This is a genomic window from Stenotrophomonas sp. YAU14A_MKIMI4_1 (assembly GCF_003086855.1).
GTDB lineage: Bacteria > Pseudomonadota > Gammaproteobacteria > Xanthomonadales > Xanthomonadaceae > Stenotrophomonas.
This window is the reverse complement of the sequence record NZ_CP025998.1, coordinates 3,757,830-3,778,253: the sequence shown is the minus strand read 5'-3', so window position 1 is coordinate 3,778,253 and position 20,424 is coordinate 3,757,830. Positions and strand designations below refer to the sequence as shown.

16 protein-coding genes are annotated in these 20,424 nt (G+C 67.5%); 11 read left to right on the top strand and 5 right to left on the bottom strand.

Features of this window, described 5'->3' with window-relative positions:
* Window positions 1-223 precede the first annotated feature (223 nt).
* The 4 genes from C1931_RS17045 to gnd all read left to right on the top strand — a co-directional run bounded on the left by C1931_RS17045 (window position 224) and on the right by gnd (window position 5,454).
* On the top strand, window positions 224-2,401 hold the full coding sequence (locus tag C1931_RS17045; RefSeq protein ID WP_108757181.1) for a carboxy terminal-processing peptidase: 2,178 nt from the start codon (window positions 224-226) through the stop codon (window positions 2,399-2,401).
* A 218-nt stretch (window positions 2,402-2,619) separates the two neighbouring features.
* Window positions 2,620-3,279, top strand: coding sequence for a DUF2242 domain-containing protein (locus C1931_RS17040; RefSeq protein ID WP_108757180.1), 660 nt, complete (start codon window positions 2,620-2,622; stop codon window positions 3,277-3,279).
* Between the two features lie 2 nt (window positions 3,280-3,281).
* Window positions 3,282-4,538, top strand: a complete 1,257-nt coding sequence (locus C1931_RS17035) for a hypothetical protein (protein ID WP_108757179.1) — start codon at window positions 3,282-3,284, stop codon at window positions 4,536-4,538.
* Window positions 4,539-4,548: 10 nt separating this feature from the next.
* Window positions 4,549-5,454: a phosphogluconate dehydrogenase (NAD(+)-dependent, decarboxylating) gene (gene gnd / locus C1931_RS17030; RefSeq protein ID WP_108754170.1), complete on the top strand. Its 906-nt coding sequence runs from the start codon at window positions 4,549-4,551 to the stop codon at window positions 5,452-5,454.
* A gap of 292 nt (window positions 5,455-5,746) precedes the next feature.
* Here gnd and C1931_RS17025 read toward each other — a convergent pair whose 3' ends face one another.
* Entirely contained in the window at window positions 5,747-6,790 is a 1,044-nt protein-coding gene (locus C1931_RS17025; protein WP_108757178.1) for an oxidoreductase, read from the bottom strand.
* A gap of 171 nt (window positions 6,791-6,961) precedes the next feature.
* On the opposite strand from C1931_RS17025, the gene C1931_RS17020 reads away from it, so the two are divergent.
* From C1931_RS17020 to C1931_RS17005, 4 genes are all read left to right on the top strand, one after another.
* On the top strand, window positions 6,962-7,348 hold the full coding sequence (locus C1931_RS17020) for a BON domain-containing protein (RefSeq protein ID WP_108750513.1): 387 nt from the start codon (window positions 6,962-6,964) through the stop codon (window positions 7,346-7,348).
* Between the two features lie 126 nt (window positions 7,349-7,474).
* On the top strand, window positions 7,475-9,292 hold the full coding sequence (locus tag C1931_RS17015) for an ATP-binding protein (protein ID WP_108757177.1): 1,818 nt from the start codon (window positions 7,475-7,477) through the stop codon (window positions 9,290-9,292).
* Window positions 9,289-9,729 (top strand): response regulator, encoded by a 441-nt coding sequence (locus C1931_RS17010; protein ID WP_108750515.1) that lies wholly within the window; start codon window positions 9,289-9,291, stop codon window positions 9,727-9,729. Before C1931_RS17015 ends, C1931_RS17010 begins: the two co-directional genes overlap by 4 nt.
* 4 nt (window positions 9,730-9,733) lie before the next feature.
* Window positions 9,734-11,245, top strand: a complete 1,512-nt coding sequence (locus C1931_RS17005; RefSeq protein ID WP_108757176.1) for an ATP-binding protein — start codon at window positions 9,734-9,736, stop codon at window positions 11,243-11,245.
* 27 nt (window positions 11,246-11,272) lie between these two features.
* Here C1931_RS17005 and C1931_RS17000 read toward each other — a convergent pair whose 3' ends face one another.
* A complete protein-coding gene (locus C1931_RS17000) occupies window positions 11,273-12,025 on the bottom strand; it encodes a 20S proteasome subunit A/B (protein WP_108757175.1) in 753 nt (250 codons plus the stop codon).
* A gap of 92 nt (window positions 12,026-12,117) precedes the next feature.
* Between C1931_RS17000 and folK the strand changes: the two genes are divergently transcribed.
* Window positions 12,118-12,603 (top strand): 2-amino-4-hydroxy-6-hydroxymethyldihydropteridine diphosphokinase, encoded by a 486-nt coding sequence (gene folK / locus C1931_RS16995; protein WP_108757174.1) that lies wholly within the window; start codon window positions 12,118-12,120, stop codon window positions 12,601-12,603.
* An 86-nt stretch (window positions 12,604-12,689) separates the two neighbouring features.
* Here the strand turns inward: folK and C1931_RS16990 are convergent, their stop codons facing one another.
* Entirely contained in the window at window positions 12,690-13,427 is a 738-nt protein-coding gene (locus C1931_RS16990; RefSeq protein ID WP_108757173.1) for a pteridine reductase, read from the bottom strand.
* 58 nt (window positions 13,428-13,485) lie between these two features.
* Here C1931_RS16990 and C1931_RS16985 point away from each other — a divergent pair, with 58 nt between their 5' ends.
* Together C1931_RS16985 and C1931_RS16980 are read left to right on the top strand one after the other, a co-directional pair.
* Window positions 13,486-14,670 carry an SAM-dependent methyltransferase gene (locus C1931_RS16985; RefSeq protein WP_108754163.1) on the top strand — a complete coding sequence of 395 codons (1,185 nt, stop codon included), beginning with the start codon at window positions 13,486-13,488 and terminating at the stop codon, window positions 14,668-14,670.
* The gene (locus tag C1931_RS16980; protein ID WP_108757172.1) at window positions 14,667-15,059 is read left to right on the top strand and encodes a VanZ family protein; all 393 of its coding nucleotides are present in this window, start codon (window positions 14,667-14,669) and stop codon (window positions 15,057-15,059) included. Before C1931_RS16985 ends, C1931_RS16980 begins: the two co-directional genes overlap by 4 nt.
* A 143-nt stretch (window positions 15,060-15,202) precedes the next feature.
* Here C1931_RS16980 and C1931_RS16975 read toward each other — a convergent pair whose 3' ends face one another.
* Both C1931_RS16975 and C1931_RS16970 read right to left on the bottom strand, forming a co-directional pair.
* Complete coding sequence (locus C1931_RS16975; protein ID WP_108757171.1) at window positions 15,203-17,536, bottom strand: family 20 glycosylhydrolase; 2,334 nt, start codon at window positions 17,534-17,536, stop codon at window positions 15,203-15,205.
* Between the two features lie 128 nt (window positions 17,537-17,664).
* The gene (locus C1931_RS16970; RefSeq protein WP_108757170.1) at window positions 17,665-20,289 is read right to left on the bottom strand and encodes a TonB-dependent receptor; all 2,625 of its coding nucleotides are present in this window, start codon (window positions 20,287-20,289) and stop codon (window positions 17,665-17,667) included.
* Window positions 20,290-20,424 lie beyond the last annotated feature (135 nt).

Here is a 20,424-nt window from a genome sequence, read left to right as displayed (position 1 = left end):
ATGGCCCGGCGCTACCAGTGGGTGCGGACCGTTGGTCCGCACACCTCATCTCGCCGGGCACGGCCCGGCGCTACCCCCTGCATTCACAATTTGCTACACCGGCCCGGCTAGGCTGGTTTTCCACCGATCGTGGGCGGATGACAAATCCGGCAACTTTCGGCACTGTCGTGGTGTCTGAACACCGCGCAGTCTCCCCCTTGGCAAGCCGCCCTTGAGCACGTTCATGAAATTCAAAGCCCCTGCATTCCTGATGGCCCTGGCGCTGGTAGCGCCGCTGGCGCTGGCGGCCAAGACCGATTCGCCGGCCCTGCCGGCTGCGGCCACCGCCGACCAGGTGACCACGTCCAAGCTGGTCTACGGCCTGCTGTCCGACAGCCGCTACGCCTACCGGCCGCGCGCGCTGGACGAAGCCACCGCCAAGGACGTGTTCAAGCGCTACCTGGACACCCTGGACGGCGGCAAGCAGTACTTCACCCAGGCCGACGTGACCCGCTTCGCGCCGTTCGAGGCCAACATCGCCAATGCCATCCGTGGCGGCGAGATGGAACCGGCGTTCCAGGTGTTTGCCGTCTACAAGCAGCGTGTGGGCGAGCGCGTGGCCTATGCGCGCAAGCTGCTGAAGCAGGAACCGGACTTCACCACTGACGAGCGCTTCGAGTACGACCGCAAGGACGTGCCGTGGGCCGCCAGCAGCGCTGAACTGGACGAGCTGTGGCGCAAGTCGGTGAAGAATGACTGGCTGCGCCTGAAGCTGGCTGGCAAGAAGTCCGACGACATCCGCAAGACGCTGGACAAGCGCTACGCCACGATGGAAAAGTCGGTGAACGAGCTGAAGGGCGAAGACGTCTTCCAGTTCTTCATGAACGCCTATACCAGCGCGGTCGATCCGCACACCGATTACTTCACCCCGCGCACGGCCGAGAACTTCAACCAGGCCATGTCGCTGTCGCTGGAAGGCATTGGCGCGCAGCTGCAGCGCCAGGATGACGTGGTGGTGATCCGCGAGATCATCGCCGGTGGCCCGGCCGCCGTGGACGGCACGCTGAAGCCGGGCGACCGCATCGTGGGCGTGGGCCAGGGCAAGTCGGGCACCATCGAAGATGTGATCGGCTGGCGCATCGACGACGTGGTGGCCAAGATCCGTGGCGCCAAGGACACCCAGGTCAAGCTGGAATTCATTCCGGCCGAAGAGGGCGCCGACGGCAAGCACCACACCCTGGTGCTGACCCGGCAGAAGGTGCGCCTGGCCGAACAGGCCGCCAAGGGCGAAACCATGACCATTCCGGGCAAGGACGGCGAGCCCGAGCGCAAGGTGGGCGTGATCAAGCTGCCGACCTTCTACCAGGACTTCGAAGGCCGCCGCCGCAACGCGACCGACTACGCTTCGGCCACCCGCGACGTGGCCAAGCTGCTGGCCGGCTTCAAGAACGACAAGCTGGACGGCGTGGTGCTGGACCTGCGCAACAACGGTGGCGGTTCGCTGGACGAAGCCATTGAACTGACCGGTCTGTTCATCGAACAGGGCCCGGTGGTGCAGGTGCGCGAATCCGGCGGCCGGGTGACCGTGAACAACGACCGCAACCAGGGCGTGGCCTGGGACGGCCCGCTGGCCGTGCTGATCAACCGCGGTTCGGCCTCGGCCTCGGAAATCTTCGCCGGCGCCATCCAGGATTACGGCCGTGGCCTGGTCATTGGTGAAACCACCTTCGGCAAGGGCACGGTGCAGAACATCGTGGATCTGGACCGTTGGCCGAGCGGCGAGACCCAGCGCTTCGGCCAGGTGAAGCTCACCATTGCCCAGTTCTTCCGCATCAGCGGCAGCAGCACCCAGCACAAGGGCGTGGTGCCCGACCTGGCCTTCCCGGCCAGCGTGGATGCCACCGAATTCGGCGAAAGCACCTACGACAACGCCTTGCCGTGGACCCGCATCGCCGCCGTGCCGCACACCCAGTACGGCAACTTCGCGCCGCTGCTGCCGAAGCTGGAAACCCGCCACGACACCCGTATCGCCACCGACAAGGAATTCCAGTGGTGGAACGAGGACGTGCAGCAGTTCCGCACCGAGGCAGAGAAGAAGTATGTGTCGCTGAACGAGGCCACCCGTCGTGCCGAGCGCGAGCGCCAGGACACCCAGCGCAAGGAGCGCCAGGTGATCCGCAAGGAACTGGGCCTGGCCCTGGACCCGCTGGCCGACGACAGCAGCGATGACGGCCTGACCGGCAACGAGCGCGACATCGTGAAGGATGCCGCTCGCGAGAAGGCCGCCGAGAAGCGCCCGGACCCGCTGCTGCGTGAATCGGCCGCGATCCTGGCCGATGCGGTGAACCTGCTGGAAACCGACCGCCCGCTGTCGGCGCAGGTGCTGCCGCAGTCCACCGGCGTGGGCCGCTGGGCCGACTGATCGCACCGCACCGTGATACCCGACGGGGCCGGCAATGCCGGCCCCGTTTTGTTTGGCGGGCGCGCGTCGGCGCCCTGACGGTAGCGCCGGGCCATGCCCGGCGAGCGCAGCGGCCCGCCAATCGGCGCATGAACCGGCAGCAACGGGCCGGTTGTCCTCGACCCGCCGCACACGGTGCCGGGTCTACCCTTGGGGCTTCCGTTCTCGCAGGAGCACCCATGCGGGCCCCGCGCATCCGTTTCCCCCTGCTGGCCATGGCTGGCACCCTGGCTCTGGCCGGCTGTGGCGGCCGCGCCGCCGACAACGCGCTGCTGCGCGAATCCTTCGATTCGGGCGATACCTTCTCGCGCACCGTTGATGGCCGCCCGGCCGAGGCCTGCGAAGCCGCCCGCCGCACCCTGCTCAGCCAGGGCTATGCGATTGCCCGCGCCGACGACGGCCAGGTGGAGGGCAACAAGAACTTCCAGCCGCGCGAAGACGACCACGAGCAGCTGGTGCTGCGCATTTCCTGTGCCCCGCGCGGCGCCGACCAGGCGCTGGTGTTCGTCAGCGCGGTGCAGGACCGCTACGCGCTGAAGAAGAGCCCGACCTCGGCCAGCGTGGGCGTGGGCGCGCTGGGCTCGGTGTCACTGCCGTTCGGCAGCAACGACGATTCGCTGGTGAAAGTGGCCAGCAGCACCATTACCGATGCCGATTTCTACCGGCGCTTCTTCCAGCGCCTGCAGCAGTACCTGCCGGCGGCTGCGGCCAAGCCCGCGCCCCCGGCGGCCAGCGCGCCGCAGCCGGCACCGTTGGCAACCCCGCCGCTGCCCACCGAGCCTGCGCCCCCCGAATCCACCCCGGCCGATGTGCCGGCCCCGGCGGCGGCCCAAGGCTGAGCATGCGGGGGCGGGCGCTGCTGCTGGGCCTGCTGCTGGCCGGTCCGCTGGGCAGCCACGCGGCGCCCGCGGTGGACTGCACGCAGGGGCTGCTGCAACGGCTGGGCTGGCGCTTTGAAACCAGCGCGCTGCCGGCGCCCGACATTCACGGCGGCCCGGTGTGCCAGCGTGCCTCGCTGGCCGATGCGCAGGCCGCCGGTGATCTGCGCGTGCGCTGGCCGGCGGATCTGCCCGACAGCGTGCGGCAGGCGCTGCTGCAGCAGCTGCTGGACGACCCCGCTACAGTCTGCGCGTACAGCTTCCTGTTGGGTGCGGCCACGCGCAGTGCCACCCAGGCACTGCAGGACAACCCCGGTTTCCGGTTTTCCGGCCTGCAACTGGGCTGGATCGGCTTCGGCGCGGGTGGTGCGGAAGTCCAGGGCTGGCAACGCACGCGCAGCTTCGGTCGCGGTTACGTGCCCCAGGGCAGCAACAGTGCGGCGCTGCAGGCCTTCCAGAGCGGCCGCGTGCGCGCCGAATGCGGGGTCGGCCGGCAGGTGGCACAGCTGGCCAGCCAGCGCGCGCTGTATGGCGATGCGGCCTTCGACGCCGAGTTCAGCCCCGCCGAGCTGTCCATCGGCACCTTCTTAGGCCTGCACGCCACCGACAGCATCCTGCTGGGCGCACACGCCGGCGACTTCGTGGCCGACGGCAAGGCGGTGCGCGCGTCGGCGCAGGGGCGGCAGGCGTTCGTCGGCCTGCCCGGCTTCATTGAACACGTGGGCGACACGGCGCTGCTGGACGATCTGAACAACCAGGCCGAGAACTTCGTGGTGGTGGATGTGGGCGCCGACGCCGCGCAGGTGCTGGCCGCGCACGCCGGGTTTGCCTGGTACGACCAGCGCAATGCGCAGCTGTGGCGGTTGGCGCAGGGCATTCCGCGGGTCGGCCGGCGCTACTTCGAGCGGCTGCTGTACGAGCGCGATCCGGCGCTGCGGGCGCAGCTGGCACCGCGCTACCGCGCCACCCTGGAACGCATGGACCAGTTGCTGGACGATCCGTTCTACCAGCAGTTCGTGATCTATGTGCACCCACGCGGTATACGTCCCATCGGCTACCACATCGTGCGCCTGCTCGACCGGAACCCGCGTACCGCGTTTTCCATCGACCTGGCGTTGCACAATCTGCATACCACGCTCTACCGGCGTTGGCGCCAGGCGCAACTGCGTGCCTGCGCGACGACCGGCCGGCCAGGCAGCCTGACTTCCGACAACAACTGAAGGTGAAACAATGGATATTGCAATGATCGGCCTGGGCCGCATGGGCGCCAACATGGCCCAGCGCCTGCATCGCGGCGGCCACCGCGTGGTGGGTTACGACCCCGGCGAAGGCGCGCGCCAGCGTGCGGCCGAGGCCGGCCTGCAGGTGGTCGATTCGCTGGCCGCTGCAGTGGCCGCGCTGCCGGTGCCGCGCGTGGTGTGGCTGATGGTGCCGGCCGGTGAAACCGTGGACCAGACGCTGGGCCAACTGACCCCGCACCTGGCCGAGGGCGACATCGTGATCGATGGTGGTAATTCCAATTACCAGGACTCGATGCGCCGCGCCAAGGCGCTGGCCGAAGATGACCTGGGCTACGTGGACTGCGGCACCAGCGGTGGCGTGTGGGGCCTGCAGGAAGGCTACAGCCTGATGGTGGGCGGCGATGAAGCGGTGGTCGAGCAGATCGCGCCGCTGCTGCGCACGCTGGCGCCGGCCGAAGATCGTGGCTGGGGCCGTGTCGGCCCGTCCGGTGCCGGCCACTTCACCAAGATGGTTCACAACGGCATCGAATACGGAATGATGCAGGCCTATGCCGAAGGCTTCGCGCTGATGGAGCGCAAGGACGAGCTGCAGCTGGACCTGGCCCAGGTGGCCGAAGTCTGGCGCCACGGCAGCGTGGTGCGTTCGTGGCTGCTGGACCTGAGCACCGAAGCGCTGAAGCGCAACCCGTCGCTGGATGGCATTGCCCCGTACGTGGAAGATTCCGGCGAAGGCCGTTGGACCGTGGCCGAAGCCATTGCCCTGGATGTGCCGGCGCCGGTGATCACCCTGTCGCTGCTGGAACGCCTGCGCTCGCGCGAATCCAATTCGTTCACCGACCGCCTGCTGTCGGCCATGCGCAACGAATTCGGCGGCCACGCCATCAAGAAGTCGTAAGCAATCGGGGTCGGATCCCTTTCCGCAGGAAAGGGGTCCGACCCCGCCGATTCCGATTGTTTCTACGTCATCCACGCATGGCGTGGAGGCGTCGGGGTCGGATCCCTTTCCTCAGGAAAGGGCTCTGACCCCATGGCGCCCAAAAGCGTGTTCCGATCATTTCCACGTCATCCACGCATGGCGTGGATCTACTGGCAGATCGCGGGAAAGTGCCATCCCCAGATAGCCCGCTTTTGACGTTGAAGTTGAAGTTGCCGTTGCATTGAGCAGGTGCAGGGCGCAGCCCTGCCGGTCACCCCAGTTCGATCCGCCGCCCTTGCTGGGCGCTGTCCATGCCTGCCTGCAGCAACTGCATCACCTGCAGCGCCTGGGCCAGGCTGACCGTCGGCTCACCGTCGCCATGCAGCGCGGCGGCGAACTGCGCGTACAGGTGCCGATAATCACCGGGCACGTTGTCCACAGTGCTGCGCTGCACGCTGTCGTCGGCCTCGCAACGCAGCAGTTCGCCATGCCGTGGGTCAATGCCCCAGCCCGGCGCGCCCGGCGCCACGCCACGGCGCAACTGCGCTTCCTGCACATCCAGACCGTATTTCACCCAGCTCGCCAATTCACCGTGCACGGCGAAACGCGGCGTCGGTGCGGCCACCAGCGAACCGGCATGCACGATGGCCCGATGGCGCGGGTAGTGCAGCACCGCGTGGAAATAATCCACGCCACTGCCGCCGCTGCGCTGCACGGCCAGATCGGCATCGATCGCCTGCGGCCAGCCGAACAGCACCAGCATCTGGTCCAGCAGGTGCGGCCCCAGGTCGTACCACAGGCCGCTGCCGGGCCCATCCTGCTCGCGCCAGCGATCGCGCACCTGCGGCCGGTAGCGGTCGAAGTGCGCATGGCATTCGGCCACCTTGCCCAGCACGCCCTGCGCCAGCAGTGCCTGCAGGGTGAGGAAGTCAGCGTCGAAGCGCCGGTTCTGGAACACGCTGACGATGCGCCCGGCATCGCGCGACGCGGCTGCCACGGCGTTGGCCTCGGCCATGTCCAGCGCGAAAGGCTTGTCCACCAGCACGTGCTTGCCTGCCGCCAGCGCGGCCAGCGCCAGCGGCGCATGCAGTGCATTGGGGGTCGCGATCACCACCGCATCCACGGCGGGGTCATCGAACACCTGTTGCGGCGTGTCGCGCACGTGCACATCGCTGAAGCTGCGCAGCAGCGTGTCGCGCTGCGAACTGACGATGCTGTGCAGGGCCAGACCGGGCGTGTGCTGGATCAGCGGTGCATGGAACACACGGCCGGCCAGGCCGTAGCCGATCAGGGCCAGTTGCAGATCGGGGCGCATGGCAGGTCTCCGTGGGGGCGGGAAGGGCAGGGTAAACGAGCACGCGCGCTGCGCAAAACTGAACGGTTTGCCGTGCAAGTACGCTGATTCACGGCGGCATGACCGTGGCGCCACGCCTGCCACACATGACGGTGCGCACACTGGCGCCACACACAGAAGGAGCACCGCACGATGAGCACCCTGACCCGCACGATGATTGCTTCGGCCCTCACCCTGGGCCTGGCCCTTTCCTCCTCTGCTGCATTCGCCAAGGACCCGGCCGCCAAGAGCCCGCCGAAGGCCGACCATTCGGCGATGACCCATGCCGATCGCCACGATTCCAACGAGCCGGTGACCGACAGCTGGATCACCACCAAGGTGAAGGCCGACCTGCTGGCCAGCAGCAATGTGCCGGGCACCGAAGTGAAGGTGGAAACGGTAAACGGCGTGGTCAGCCTGAGCGGCACGGTGGCCACCCAGGCCGAGCATGACAAGGCGGTGACCACGGCCAAGGGCATCAAGGGCGTGACCCGCGTCGATGCCGCGGCGCTGAAGGTGAATGCCGCCGCCAAGCGCTGAGACCGGCGCTAACGCTTGAAGCACGACGGGGGCGTCCACGGGGCGCCCCCGTTTTTGCCGCGCCCGGGAAACCACGTGACCGTCTGCGCTATATTGCCGGTTCCGCTGCGGTGCTGACGAGGGACTATGGCGCTGGTGTTCAGTGATGATGTCTGGGACCGCTGGCGATTGCCGGCCTTGGCCCTGGCGGCGGCCGCGATCATCGTGGTGCCGTGGCTGACCCTGCGCAAACTGCAGCAGGACAACGAGGCGGCGATGGCCTGGGTGACCCATACCCAGGCGGTGGGCGTGGCCCTGCAGCAGCTGCAGGCCGACGTGCGCGACGTGGAATCGGCGGCGTTGACCTTGTCCAAGGGTGTGGATGCGCCCGGTCTGCGCGAGCGCATGGCCAAGGCGCAGGACATTCCCGGCCGCCTGGCCGAACTGGGCCGCCTGACCCGCGACAACCCCGATCAGCTGATCCGCATTGGTCGCATCGAAGCGATGCTGGACGGGCGCATGGCGTTGGCGCGCGAACTGGCCCGTGCCGAGCCCAATACCGACCAGCGCGAGCTGGTGCAGGACCTGAGCACCCGCTATCCGATCCGTGGCCTGGTGGAAGAACTGCAGGCCAACGAGCAGAGACTGCTGGCCCAGCGCGCCGAGCAGGCCAGCCGCCAGCGCCGGCAGACCGAGTTCATTTCGTGGAGTTCGCTGGCCGTGCAGCTGGGCCTGCTGGGCCTGGTGCTGTGGCTGCTGCAACGGCAGATCGGGCGCCGCCTGCAGGCCGAGCGGCAGTCGCTGCGCGCGGCCGGGCGTGCGGCGTCGGTGCTGCAGACCGTGCGTGAACCCATCGTGCTGCTGGATCGCGAACTGCGCGTGCAGCTGCACAACCCGGCCTTTTCCGAGCTGTACGACCTGCAGGATGAGCGCGCCGACGGCACGCTGCTGGGCGATGTCGGCGACGGTGCGTGGAAGGACCCAGTGGTGCGCCAGCGCCTGGCCGACGTGCTGCTGCGCGGCCGCGAACTGTGGGATTTCGAACACGAACAGCGCACTGCCGATGGCATGGTGCGCTACATGCTGTTGAACGCACGGCGCATGCCGCTGCCCGACAGTGACGATGAAGTGGTGTTGCTGACCATCAGCGATGTGACGGTGCAGCGTGCCGTGCAGTGGCGCGTGGAAGAGCTGAACCGGCAGCTGGAAGGCAAGGTCGCGCAGGTGTCCGAGGTCAACCGCGAACTGGAAGCCTTCAGCTATTCGGTATCGCACGACCTGCGTGCACCACTGCGCCACGTGGCCGGCTTCTCGGACAAACTGACGCGCCACCTGAGTGACGACGCGGACGAGAAGAGCCGCCACTACCTGGACGTCATTTCCAGTTCGGCGCGGCGCATGGCCGCGCTGATCGACGATCTGCTGGTCTATTCGCGGCTGGGCCGCGCGGCCATGCGCCAGCAGGCCGTGGACATGCAATCGCTGGTGGCCGACACCCGCGCCATGCTCGACGCCAACCTGAAGACCGATGCCGAAGCCGGCGCGCCCGCGCACAGCGTGGAATGGTCGATTGCACCGCTGCCGATCGTGGTGGCCGATGAAAACATGATGCGCCAGGTGTGGCTGAACCTGCTGGGCAATGCGGTGAAGTATTCAGGCAACCGAGACCCGGCGAAGATCCGCGTGGACTACCAGGCACAGCCCGATGGCGGTCATCAGTTCACAGTCAGCGACAATGGTGCAGGCTTCGACATGGCCTACGCGGCCAAGCTGTTCGGGGTGTTCCAGCGCCTGCACAAGGCCAGCGACTACCCCGGTACCGGTATCGGCCTGGCCAGCGTGCGCCGCGTGCTGACCCGCCACGGTGGCCGCATCTGGGCCGAAGCCGAGCCCGATGCCGGCGCCACCTTCCACTTCTACCTGCCTCCCGCGCTGGACGCGGTCAACCAAGGTCCTTCCGCATGACGACTCTGCGTACCATCCTGCTGGCCGAAGACAGCCCGGCCGACGCTGAAATGGCCATCGACGCGCTGCAGGAAGCGCGCCTGGCCAACCCCATCGTGCACGTGGAAGACGGCGTGGAAGTGATGGACTACCTGCTGCGCCGCGGTGCCTTCGCCGATCGCGAGGAAGGCCTGCCGGCGGTGCTGCTGCTGGATATCAAGATGCCGCGCATGGATGGCCTGGAAGTGCTGCGGCAGATCCGCGAACACGAAGAACTCAAGCGCCTGCCAGTGGTCATCCTGTCCTCCTCGCGCGAGGAAAGCGATCTGGCGCGCAGCTGGGACATGGGCGTGAACGCCTACGTGGTCAAGCCGGTGGACGTGGACCAGTTCTTCGGTGCCGTGCAGACCCTGGGCAAGTTCTGGGCGCTGATCAACCAGGCGCCGGAGCGCGAGTAAGCCCATGGTCCTGACCGCCCACGCGCTCGGCCCGCTGCGCATCCTGCTGGTGGAAGATTCGCCGGAAGATGCCGAGCTGATGTCCGAACAGATTCTGGACGCAGGCCTGGAGGCCCGCTTCGAACGCGTGGAAAGCGCGGGCGAGCTGCGCCAGGCGCTGGCCGGTTTCCTGCCCGACATCGTGCTGTCCGACCTGAGCATGCCGGGCTTTTCCGGCGATGAAGCGCTGCGCATCGTGCGCGAGAGCGCGCCGGATGTGCCCTTCATCTTCGTCTCGGGCACGATGGGCGAAGACAATGCGGTGGAAGCGCTGCAGAAGGGCGCCAACGATTACATCATCAAGCACCAGCCGGCGCGCTTGCCGTCGGCGGTGGCGCGTGCGGTACGCGAGGCACGCAGCGCGGTGGAACGCATGCGCGTGGAAACCGAACTGATGCGCGCGCAGCGCCTGGAAAGCCTGTCGCTGCTGGCGGCGGGGTTGAGCCATGACCTGCGCAACATCCTGCAGCCGCTGCTGATCATGCCGGACCTGTTGAAGGCGCGTACCCAGGACCCGCAGCTGCACCACCTGGCCGATGTGATTGCCGAATGCGGGCGCCGTGGCCATGAGATGGCCGAATCGATGCTGTCGTTCGTGCGCGGTTCGCGCAAGCCCAGCGAACACATCCGCATCGATGACCTGTTCCAGGCGGTGGCGCTGCTGTTGCGCAGCAGCGTGCCCGATGCGGTCACCCTGGACGTGCAGGTGCTGGACGAAGGCCTGGCCGTGGACGCCAATTCCACCGAGCTGCAGCAGGTGCTGTTGAACCTGGCGTTGAATGCGATCCAGGCAATGCCCGACGGCGGCCGCCTGAGCCTGGTCGCGCGCCATGATGGCCAGCGCGAGGGCGTGGACTGGATGCGCATTGCCGTGGCCGACGAAGGCATCGGCATGGACGCAGATACGCTGTCGCACCTGTTCAATCCCTTCTTCACCACCAAGGCCGAGGGCACCGGGCTGGGCCTGATGTCGTGCAAGCGCATCGTCGAAGGCGCTGGCGGCAGCATCCAGGTCAGCAGCCAGCCGGGGCAGGGCAGCTGTTTCGAGCTGCACCTGCCGATGCACGACCGCGCCGACCGCAGCGAGCCGGTGGAACAGCTGGTGGCGCTGGGCAGTGGCCAATCGATCCTGGTGGTGGATGGCGAAGCGACGCGGCTTTCGCTGCTGGGCAATGCGCTGTCCAGCCAGGGCTACCAGTTGCAGCTGGCTTCCGACGGCCCAGCGGCGTTGCGCTGGATGCAGCAGGAGGCGATGCCGGCGCTGGTGATTGCCGATGCGGGATCGCGGTTGTTGCCGGCCAGCCAGCTGCTGGGCGAAATGGCGGCGTTGGGCTATCGCGGCCCGGCGCTGGTGCTGGAAGAGGCGCAGGTGGACATGCCCGCCGACGATGTTCCGGAAGGCATCCAGGTGCATGTGCTGCGCAAGCCGCTGCAGATGCAGCACGTGTTCCGCGCCGTGGCCGAAGCATTGGGGTGAGCGCAGGCCGCCGGGCATGACCCGGCGCTACCCCGCTTCGCCGCGCGAGGTTTCCCACGGGAACCTGGGCAGGCTTTCCACCGCCTGTTCCAGGCGCCGCGACCAGTTCTGGTGGATGTCGGCGTACAGCGCTGAATCGGCCCCCAGCCGCAACTGCTGGCCGACCCGCAGCTCGCCATCGCGGATCAGCGCCAGATCGATGGGCAGGCCCACCGACAGGTTCGAACGGATGGTGGAATCGAGCGACACGATGGCCGTGCGTGCGGCATCGCCCAGGCGCGTGGCCGGGCTGAGGATGCGGTCCAGGATCGGCTTGCCGTACTTGGATTCGCCGATCTGCAGGTACGGCGTTTCCGGTGAAGCGGCAATCGCGTTGCCCAGCGGGTACACCATGTACAGGCCGGGTCGCTCGCCGGCCACTTGGCCGCCGAAGATCAGCGTGGCCTGGGTGTTGACCCCGTCGTGGCCGTGTTCGGTGTGCTGGCACTTCACCTGGCTGTCCACCAGCAGCTGGCCGACGTAGGCCGCCGCCTCGAACAGGTGGGGCATATCGCGCAGGTTCGGCGTGCGCCGTTCGGCGGCATCGCGGGCCAGCCGCGAGACCAGCAGCTGGGTGGTGGCCAGGTTGCCGGCGGCCATCAGCACGAAGGCGGCCTGGCCGGGGTAGTCGAACACGTGCAGCTTGCGGTGCACGCGCACGTCGTCCAGCGAGGCATTGGTGCGGGTGTCGGCGGCGAAGACCAGGCCCTCATCCACCTCGATTCCAACGCAATAGGTCATGTCGGTGCCCTATCATGTGCGTCCCGGAGTGTAGGCAGGCCGCCGTGATGACGGCATGCCCACGTCCCCCAGAACGCCGCCACCGGAATCGCATGACCACCGTGCTCCTGAGCCTGGGCAGCAACGTCCAGCCCCGCCGCTACCTCCACGCCGCGGTGGCGGCCCTGCGCGAGCGTTTCGGCGCCGTGCGGGTGTCGCCGGCCTACCAGACCGCCGCCGTCGGCTTTGAAGGCCCGGCCTTCCTCAACAACGCCGTGGCGATCGAGACCGACCTGCCGCTGCAGGAACTGGACGACTGGCTGCATGCGCTGGAAGACGCGCATGGGCGCGATCGCAGTGGGCCGCGTTTTTCCGACCGTACGCTGGACATCGACGTGGTGTTCTACGGCGATCTGATCGTGGAAGGCCCCGGCCACCTGCGCATTCCGCGCCCGGAGCTGAAACATGCCTTCGTGCTGAAGCCGCTGGCCGATATCGCGCCGGATTTCATCGACCCGGTCAGTGGCCAGGACCTGGCCACGCTGTGGCGGGCGCACCGGCAGCATGGCGAGGCGTTCGAGGTGGTCGATCTCGCGTAGTGGCGGTTCCCGCTGCGCTCGCCGGGCACGGCCCGGCGCTACCCGCCGCCCGCATCGGTAGCGCCGGGCCATGCCCGGCGGAACGTTCAACTGACGGTGCGGCCGCCATCCACGCGCAGCGTGTGGCCGGTCACGAACTGCGCATCGGCCACCAGCCAGTAGACCGCCTCGGCAATCTCTTCCACGGTGCCGATGCGCGCCAGCGGCGTGCGCGCCAGCAGCGCTTCGCGGGCGAAATCATCCTTGCCCTGTTCCGGCCACAGGATCGCGCCCGGGGCGACCGCGTTCACCCGCACCTTCGGCGCCAGCTCCAGCGCCAGCGAACGGGTGGCCATTTCCAGCGCGGCCTTGGCCATCGTGTAGGCCACGTGGTCGCGCATCGGGTCGGTGCCGTGCAGGTCGGTCAGGTTCACGATGCTGCCGTGCTGGCGGCGCAGGTGCGGTGCGGCGGCCTGGGCCAGCAGCAGCGGGGCGCGTGCGTTCACCGCATACAGTTCGTCCATCGCCTCGGCGGTGACCTGGCCCAGCGGGGTGGCGAAGAAGTTGGAGGCGTTGTTGACCAGCGCGTCCAGGCGGCCGAAGTGGGCCGCCGCCTGGTCCACCAGGTCGGGCAGGGCGGCGGCGTCACGCAGGTCGGCCTGCAGGGCCAGCACGCTGCCGGGGCGGACGTTTTCCAGATCGAAGGCGGCCTGCTGCAGTTCGGCGCTGGATGTATGCGCGTGCAGCACCACCGACCAGCCACAGGCGTGGAACTGGCGGGCAATGGCCGCGCCGATCCGGCGTGCGCTGCCGGTGATCAGGGCCACGGGGGCGGTGTCGCTCATGAGGGTCCTCCAAGGCTCGGCTATCCTGTGCACCATTGTCACCGCATTCGAAGACGCCATGCAGCCCACCTTCCCCCTGCCCGAAGCCGATGCCCTGGCCCACAGCGACCAGCTGGCCGCCGCCCTGCGCGCTGAAATCCTTGCGCAGGGTGGGGCGATGCCGTTCTCCCGCTTCATGGAACTGTGCCTGTACGCGCCGGGCTGGGGCTATTACAGCGCCGGTGCCAGCAAGTTCGGCGGCAGTGGCGATTTCACCACCGCGCCGGAACTGGGCGCGCTGTTCGCCGGCAGCGTGGCCAATGCGCTGGCGCCGGTGTTCGGCCAGCTGGGCGCGCACGCCCGCCTGCTGGAACTGGGCGGTGGCACCGGCGCATTCGCCGAAGCCGTGCTGCTGCGCCTGGCCGAGCTGGATGCCCTGCCGGCGCGCTACGCGATCCTGGAACCCAGTGCCGACCTGCGCCAGCGCCAGCAGCAGCGCCTGCAGCAGAACCTGCCGGCCGAGCTGGCCGCGCGCGTGGAGTGGGTGGACCGCCCGTTCGACGATGACTGGGAAGGCGTGGTGTTCGCCAACGAGGTGATCGACGCGCTGCCCACGCCGCGCTTCCTGGTGAAGGACGGCGAGGTCTATGAAGAAACCGTAGAACTGGATGGCCAGGGCAACTTCATGCGCGGCGCGCAGCCGGCCGATGTGCTGCTGAACGGCGCGGTGCGCCATATCGAGCGCTATCTGGAAAAACCCTTCGCCGAGGGCTATCGCTCCGAAGTGCTGCCGCAGCTGCCGTACTGGCTGCAGGCGGTGGCCGGTGGCCTGCAGCGCGGTGCGATGCTGTTCGTCGATTACGGCTACAGCCGCGCCGAGTTCTACCAGCACGACCGCGATGACGGCACGGTGCGCGCGTTCTACCGCCACCACGTGCACAACGAGGTGTACCGCTGGCCGGGCCTGCAGGACATCACCGCGTCGGTGGATTTCACCGCGATGGCCGAGGCCGGCCTGCACGCCGGCTTCGATCTGGCCGGCTACTGCAGCCAGGCCAGCTTCCTGCTCGGCAATGGCCTGGACCAGGTGCTGGTACTGGCCGAAGAGCGCACCGATGAGGTGGGCCGCATCCAGCTGCGTGACCAGGTGAAGAAGCTGACCTTGCCGACCGAGATGGGCGAGCGCTTCCAGGTGATCGGCCTGCAGCGCGATGTGGATTTCGAGCCGGCCTTCGAACTGGGTGACCTGAGCTGGCGCCTGTGAGTGCGGCGCTGCCGCTGCTCAAACCACTGCGCCGGCCGCGGCTGTGGGCGGCGCTGTGGGCGCTGGCGGTGCTGGTGGTGATCGTGGTCTGCCTGATCCCACCGCCGCCGCTGGACCTGCCGAAGAACAGCGACAAGGTCGAGCACGTCCTGGCCTATTTCATCCTGGCCGGCAGCGCCGTGCAGTTGTTCCGCCGTGGCCGCCCACTGCTGTGGGCGGGCGTGGGCCTGGTGCTGATGGGCGTGTGCATCGAGTTCGCGCAGGGCGCGCTGACCAGCAACCGCAGCGCTGACGCGATGGATGCCATCGCCAACACGATCGGCGTGCTGGCGGGCATGGCCACCACCTTTACCCCGCTGCGCGACCTGCTGCTGCGCTGGCGGGGGTGAGGGATCCTGGCTCGGGGTCAGAGCCCTTTCCTGCGGAAAGGGATCCGACCCCGTAGTAGATCCACGCCATGCGTGGATGGGGGCAACGCGACCCGCGGGGTCAGAGCCCTTTCCTGCGGAAAGGGATCCGACCCCAGGGGCGCTTACCGCAGCGTGGCCTCATCCAGCACCCACATCGCCGGGCGCGTATCACCGGTGAAGTTGATGCACAGATCATCGGTACCGGTGATGCCGGCCGGCAGCGTGGCGTGCAGGGTCACGAAGCCATCGGCATCGGGCTTTTCCGGCAGCGGCACTTCGGCCAGCACCGGGCCGCTGCAGTCGCCGCGGCGGATGCGCATTTCACCGTTCGCGCGCGTGGCTTTTTCGAACTTGCGCGCCGGTTCGTCGTGGGCCAGCTGGAAGTAGTACGGAATGCGCCCGGCACGCACGTCGATGCCGCTGATACCGGCCAGCTGTGCATCGGCCCAGCGCCAGCACGGCTGGAAGATATCCACGTTGAATACGGCACGCTCGCCTTCGCGCGGGCCGTCGTCTTCCAGGCGCAGCACCAGGCCCTTTTCGCCCACGCAGCTGAGCAGCTGCTGGCTGCGGCGACTCAGCAGCGACTGCGCGCTGTAGTCGACCACGGTGGGCGCAGCGGCCAGCATCTGGCCCTGGTAGAACGCGGCCGCCTGCACGCTGGCCGGCAGCTTCTCGGTCAGCGGCGTGGTGTACAGCGGCGACTGCGCGGTCACCGGCTTGCCATCGGTGCGGTAACGCACCTCGTAGCCCAGCGGGTTGGACAGCGACACCGTTACCGTGTTGGCGGCGCGGTTGTCGGTCTGGCCCACGGCCACCTGGAACGGCGTCTGGGCGTAGGCCAGGCCCCAGGCACGGTAGCGCTGCAGCTGCGCCGGCAGGCGGGCCAGGAAATCGCGGAAATCACGCTGCGCGACCGGGCTCCAGCCGGTTTCGGCCACCGCTGCCAGGCGCGGGAACAGGTTGTGCTGCAGGCGCGCGTAGCTGCGCGTGTGCTCGGTGAACATGTTCGCCTGCAGGCCCAGGATGTGCCCGCGCTTGTCGGCGGCCAGTTCGGCCGGCACCGGCTCGAAGGCGTACAGCTTGGCCAGGTTCACCTGTGCCGGGCGGCCCGGCGGTTCGTTCGGCGAAGCAGTCTGCAGGTAATCCAGGTACAGGTGGGTGACCGGCGACATGATCACGTCGTGGCCGGCGCTGGCCGCGGCCAGGCCGCCTTCGGTGCCGCGCCAGGACATCACCGTGGCCTGCGGCGGCAGCCCGCCTTCGAGGATCTCGTCCCAGCCGATCAGGCGGCGGTCGTGTTCTTCCAGAAAGGTTTCCAGGCGCTTGATGATGTGGCTCTGCATGGCCATCTCATCCTTGATGCCCAGCTGGCGCATGCGCTGCTGCACGCGCGCCGAGGCGATCCACTGGTCTTTCACTGCTTCGTCGCCGCCCACGTGCACGTAGCGCGCGGGGAACAGCGCGATCACTTCTTCCAGCACGTTTTCCAGGAACTGCACCGTGCTGTCTTCGGTATTGAACAGGTTGGGGAACACGCCCCACTCGCTGATCGGCTGCAGCGGCGTGCTGATCGAGCCGAGTTCGGGATAGGCCGCAATGGCGGCGGTGGCGTGGCCGGGCACGTCGATTTCCGGAATCACCTGGATATGCAGCTTGGCCGCATAGGCAATCACTTCGCGGATCTGGTCCTGGGTGTAGTAGCCGCAGTACGGGTACTGCTTGCCGCTGACCGGATCGATGCCGCCATCGCCGGCGGGCAGGCGGCAGCTGCCGACGCTGGTCAGCTTCGGGTAGCGCTTGATTTCCATGCGCCAGCCCTGGTCGTCGGTCAGGTGCCAATGGAAGGTGTTGAGCTTGTGCGCGGCCATCGCATCGAGCACGCGCTTGATCTCGTCCAGGCTCTGGAAATGGCGCGCCGAATCGAGCATGAAACCGCGCCAGCTGAAGCGCGGTTCGTCGGAAATCTGCACGGCCGGCAGTACGCCGTTGCTGCCGCCGGTGGCCAGCTGGGCCAGGGTGGTGGCGCCGTAGAACAGGCCGGTCTCGTTGCCGGCCTGCACCCGCACGCCCTGTGCGTCGCTTTCCAGCGTGTAGCTTTCGCCGCTGTCGCGGAAGGTCGGCACGATCTGGAACTGGATGCTGCCCGTGTTCGCTACTGCGCCCTCACGCGCTGCGGCCAGGCGCGGGCCACCGCTGCGCGCCAGCAGGTCGGCAAACTGCGCGGCCACCCGCTGTGCGGCTTCGCCGTCGGCCAGCAGCGGGGTGTCGGCACGCACGGTGATACCCGCACCGGTGCCGCGCTGTACCCGCGCCGGCGCGGGAATCAGCATCAGGCTGCCATCACGCAGTTGCGGGCCCGGGCCCGAATCCAGGGCCGGCGCATCGGCGGCCAGCGCCGGCAGGGCCGCGAACAGGGTGCCCAGCAGCAGCGGGGCAAGCGGGGAAAATCGCATCGTGTCACTCCTGTGGTGGGCGGCCTGCAGTGGCCGCCGCGCAGGCGCCTGTGCGGGCGCCCACCGGTATCCCATCGTACGACGGGCCCGGAAGACCGGGCCCGTCGCGCGTGTTGCACTGCGCTGGCTTAGAACTTGAAGTGCACGGTGGCCATGTAGCGGCGGCCACTCTTGTACTTGCCGGCCAGGTGTTCCTTGTCGCCCAGGTACTGGAAGTAGGTCTCGTCCAGCAGGTTCTGCGCGTCGATGTTCAACGACCAGTTGTCGTTGAAGGTGTAACCGAAGCTGGCACCCAGTTCAGCGTAGTCATCCACGCTGGCCGGGGCCGCACCGGCCACGTAGCCACCGGCCAGGTAGCTGTCGCGCCAGTTGTAGGTCAGGCGGGCATTCACCGGGCCCTTTTCGAAGTACGGGCTGAGCGCGATGGCGTTGCGCGACTGGTAGGGCAGCGGATCGCCGGTGTTGTTCTCACCGTTGGCATAGGTGTAGTTGGCGGTCAGGCCGAAGCCGCTTTCACCGAAGGGCTGCTGCAGGCTGATGTTGAAGCCCTTCACGTGGCCGCTGCCGGCATTGCGCGGGCGCTGGATGCTGTAATCGCAGTAACCGTCGGCGGTGCAGCCGTTGGTACCGACGATGTTCGCCCAGGTGGCCGGCGAGGTATCGCGGATCGAGTTGTACTGGCGCTCGATGGTGGCCGAGGTGTCGATGTAGTTGTCGATCTTCTTGTAGAACACCGACCAGGCCACCACCGACTGCGGTGCGTAGTAGTACTCGGCCGATGCGTTGAAGTTCCACGACTCGTACGGCGACAGGTCGGCGTTGCCGCCCGAGCCGGTCAGGGTGGTGTCATTGAGGAAGGTGTTGTTGACCATCTGGTTGTACGGCGCCCAGGCGATCACCTTCGCCGCGGCAAAGCGGAACACCCAGTCATTGTCGGTGTCCCAGGCCAGGCTGAGCGACGGCAGCACGAAGTCTTCCTTCTTGGTGCGGGTCTGCCACTTGCTGTCCAGGTCGGTCAGGGTGGGGGTGCCACCGTAGACGAAGCCGCTGCCTTCGGTCTTGGAATCGACGTAGCGCACGCCCAGGTTGCCGCGCAGCGGCCCGTTGGAGAAGTTCAACTGCGCGTAGGCGGCGTTGTTGGTCTGGGTGAGCGCCCAGCTGTTGTTGAGGTAGCTGGCCGGATCGGGGTTGCTGTAGTCGATCGGGCTGTTGCGCACCCAGTTCAGCACGTTGTCACGGCCGGCCTGCACGTGGCGGCCCTGGTCCACGGTGAAGCCCTGGATGTCGGTCAGGCCGATGGTACCGACGTCGGCCAGGGTGCCCGGGGTCACGCCGCCATACACGTTCAGGGTGAAGGCTTCATCGTGCTTGCCATGGCGCACGCCGAACTGCAGCTGGTTGAAGATGCTGTCGAACTGCACGTTGAAGTCGAGCTGGGCGTAGGTGTCCTTGCTCTCGGTGGAGAACACGCCGTTGTTGCCGAACCAGCCACCGGCCGAACCCCAGTTGGCCGGATCGCGGGCACCGGCCGGGTCATCGAAGGTGATGCCCTTGTCCATGTTCCAGCTGTAGCCACCGTTGTAGAACGGTTCGATGAAGTACTGCGCCAGGTCCTTGTTCTCCGACTTGCTCTGGCCGACCTGGCCGCTGACGCCCCACGATTCGCTCTTCCATGCGCCGCGCAGGTCCACGCCCTTGGTGGTCACCTCGGACAGGCGCACGTTGTTGTCATAGATCAGCGTGCCGCTGTTGGCGGTGGCGCTGGCATCGGAATGGCCGCTGGTGGCCACGCCGTTGCGCACGGTGCCCAGCTGGTCCACCGCGTTCACGGTGCCCGGGTTCCAGGTCAGGAAGGAATAGAGCGACTGGTTGTAGTTGTCGAACTTTTCCTTGATGTACAGGCCGCTCAGGTTGAACTCGAGTTCGTCGGTCGGCTTGAACTGCAGGTTGACCACGGCGCTGTCGCGCTTGCGTTCCTGCTGGAACCAGGCGGCGTTGAACGAGTTCGGCACGTCCACGTCGGCGGCCACGCCGGTCGCGTTGGCGAAGGTGCTGGCCTTTACGTAGCCGAACACTTCCTTGCCCTGGCGGTCCACGGCTTCTTCATAGTGCTGCGCCGACACGGCCACGCCGAAGGTCTCGGCATCGTTCTTCCAGCTGTACAGCACGGCCGCGTTCGGCTTGCCTTCGCTGGCCTGCTGGCTGTAGCTGTAGCCCACCGAGGCGGCCACTTCGTTCTGCTTCATGTCCAGCGGCTGGCGGGTGTGCATCAGCACGGTGCCGCCCAGGCTGCCTTCGGTCAGGCGCGCTTCAGAGGACTTGATGATTTCAGCGCGGCCCAGGATCTGCGGCGCCAGCAAGGTGTAGTCGAAGCCGCGGTTGGGCTGTTCGCCGTACAGCCAGATGGCCTGCGCCACCGGGTGGTTGTCCAGGAAGGACAGGTTGAGGCTGGGATCGGTGCCGTCGATGCTGACACGCTCGCCCTGGCCGAAGCGACGGTCCAGGGTCACGCCCGGAATCTGCGACAGCGCTTCGGCCACGTTGGTGCTGGGGAACTTGCCGATGTCTTCGGCGGTGATCGCTTCAGACACACCCACGTTGTTGCGCTTGGTGTCCAGCGACTTTTCCAGGCTGGCACGGATACCCACCACCTGCACGGTGTCCAGGTCCTGCGGGGTCGTTTGCTGTGCATGCGCCGAGAAGGCGAGGCAGCCGACGATGGCTGCCGAAAGCAGAGTCTTGCGGGTGTTCATGATGTCTCTCCTCATCACTGGGTTGCGGTGTCGGCGGCGTGCGGTAGGTAGGAACGCGCACGGCTGCCTCTGCAGCAACCTGCGCGGTGGTGCGGATACAGCGCGTACAGCGTGTTGCGTACTGCGTATTGCCGA

What these genes read in the sequence shown, in the direction of transcription:
- C1931_RS17045 (WP_108757181.1), top strand. Translation starts at nt 224, where the DNA reads ATGAAATTCAAAGCCCCTGCATTCCTGATGGCCCTGGCGCTGGTAGCG.
- C1931_RS17040 (WP_108757180.1), top strand. Translation starts at nt 2,620, where the DNA reads ATGCGGGCCCCGCGCATCCGTTTCCCCCTGCTGGCCATGGCTGGCACC.
- C1931_RS17035 (WP_108757179.1), top strand. Translation starts at nt 3,282, where the DNA reads ATGCGGGGGCGGGCGCTGCTGCTGGGCCTGCTGCTGGCCGGTCCGCTG.
- gnd (WP_108754170.1), top strand. Translation starts at nt 4,549, where the DNA reads ATGGATATTGCAATGATCGGCCTGGGCCGCATGGGCGCCAACATGGCC.
- C1931_RS17025 (WP_108757178.1), bottom strand. Translation starts at nt 6,790, where the DNA reads ATGCGCCCCGATCTGCAACTGGCCCTGATCGGCTACGGCCTGGCCGGC.
- C1931_RS17020 (WP_108750513.1), top strand. Translation starts at nt 6,962, where the DNA reads ATGAGCACCCTGACCCGCACGATGATTGCTTCGGCCCTCACCCTGGGC.
- C1931_RS17015 (WP_108757177.1), top strand. Translation starts at nt 7,475, where the DNA reads ATGGCGCTGGTGTTCAGTGATGATGTCTGGGACCGCTGGCGATTGCCG.
- C1931_RS17010 (WP_108750515.1), top strand. Translation starts at nt 9,289, where the DNA reads ATGACGACTCTGCGTACCATCCTGCTGGCCGAAGACAGCCCGGCCGAC.
- C1931_RS17005 (WP_108757176.1), top strand. Translation starts at nt 9,734, where the DNA reads ATGGTCCTGACCGCCCACGCGCTCGGCCCGCTGCGCATCCTGCTGGTG.
- C1931_RS17000 (WP_108757175.1), bottom strand. Translation starts at nt 12,025, where the DNA reads ATGACCTATTGCGTTGGAATCGAGGTGGATGAGGGCCTGGTCTTCGCC.
- folK (WP_108757174.1), top strand. Translation starts at nt 12,118, where the DNA reads ATGACCACCGTGCTCCTGAGCCTGGGCAGCAACGTCCAGCCCCGCCGC.
- C1931_RS16990 (WP_108757173.1), bottom strand. Translation starts at nt 13,427, where the DNA reads ATGAGCGACACCGCCCCCGTGGCCCTGATCACCGGCAGCGCACGCCGG.
- C1931_RS16985 (WP_108754163.1), top strand. Translation starts at nt 13,486, where the DNA reads ATGCAGCCCACCTTCCCCCTGCCCGAAGCCGATGCCCTGGCCCACAGC.
- C1931_RS16975 (WP_108757171.1), bottom strand. Translation starts at nt 17,536, where the DNA reads ATGCGATTTTCCCCGCTTGCCCCGCTGCTGCTGGGCACCCTGTTCGCG.
- C1931_RS16970 (WP_108757170.1), bottom strand. Translation starts at nt 20,289, where the DNA reads ATGAACACCCGCAAGACTCTGCTTTCGGCAGCCATCGTCGGCTGCCTC.